Origin of the sequence: Ferrovum myxofaciens (assembly GCF_000735045.1) — a bacterium.
Classification (GTDB): domain Bacteria; phylum Pseudomonadota; class Gammaproteobacteria; order Burkholderiales; family Ferrovaceae; genus Ferrovum; species Ferrovum myxofaciens.
Window position 1 is genome coordinate 1 of record NZ_JPOQ01000388.1, and the last position, 815, is coordinate 815.

The 815-nt window shown below is 50.7% G+C and carries 1 protein-coding gene and 1 pseudogene; one reads left to right on the forward strand and one right to left on the reverse strand.

Annotation, left to right across the window (positions count from 1 at the left end; all coding sequences use genetic code 11):
* Nucleotides 1-210 precede the first annotated feature (210 nt).
* Nucleotides 211-639: a pyrimidine dimer DNA glycosylase/endonuclease V gene (locus tag IV91_RS0114170; RefSeq protein WP_031599499.1), complete on the forward strand. Its 429-nt coding sequence runs from the start codon at nt 211-213 to the stop codon at nt 637-639.
* 51 nt (nt 640-690) lie between these two features.
* On the opposite strand, the pseudogene IV91_RS17570 reads toward IV91_RS0114170, so the two are convergent.
* Nucleotides 691-815, reverse strand: a pseudogene (locus IV91_RS17570) (IS200/IS605 family transposase); the annotation flags it as partial.

The following is an 815-nucleotide window of genomic DNA, read 5'->3' on the forward strand; positions in this document are numbered from 1 at the left end:
ACCTCTCGCGTTGAAGCAGGAAACATCTCTCGCAAGGGATATGCGGCTGGTCTTCGTAGATCAGGAATCCCTACCCTTCCCGTGCTTGCACGGCAGCCAAAAGCTGAGGGCGGGGAGGATGTCAATCCCTTTGGCAACTCAACCCACTGGTTCTTCATTAACAAATTTGTTGCATGACAAATCTTTCAAACGCTGGGATTAATTGAAAACATGCGTCTCTGGTCGATACATCCCAAGCATCTTGATCCCCAAGGATTGGTCGCGCTGTGGCGGGAGTCGCTCCTGGCGCAGGCTGTTCTGCGCGGTGAAACACGTGGCTATCGCAACCACCCGCAGTTGGATCGCTTCAAGAATCAAGCGGCGCCACTTGCAGCAATTTCGCTGTATTTGAATGGCATTCATGCGGAGGCAAAGGCGCGGGGCTATAACTTTAATAAAAGCAAAATCCAGCCAGCCAGAAAGATAGTGTCACTCACCGTTACTTCCGGCCAGATGGCGTACGAGTGGAAGCACCTTCTAGCAAAATTGAAGGCGCGTAATCCTGCGTTGCATCAGGCGTGGAGAAATACAGAGGGGCCAGAACCACACCCTGTGTTTAATGTGCATCCAGGTGATGTTGAGCCATGGGAGCGTCAGTGAACATGTCGCCCGCTGAGGTGGGCAGTCGGTTACACCACGCTTTCATAGGTGTAAATGTACATGATCCGGCATAACCTCAAGTTCCAATATTTCACATTTATACTCAGTAGCAACGTCTTGTATAATTTCTTTCAGCCGAACGTCAACGCCCTTCACTAAAACCGAACGCCGATACT

Excerpts from the sequence above, each read along its gene's own strand:
- IV91_RS0114170 (WP_031599499.1), top strand. The coding sequence starts at position 211 with ATGCGTCTCTGGTCGATACATCCCAAGCATCTTGATCCCCAAGGATTG.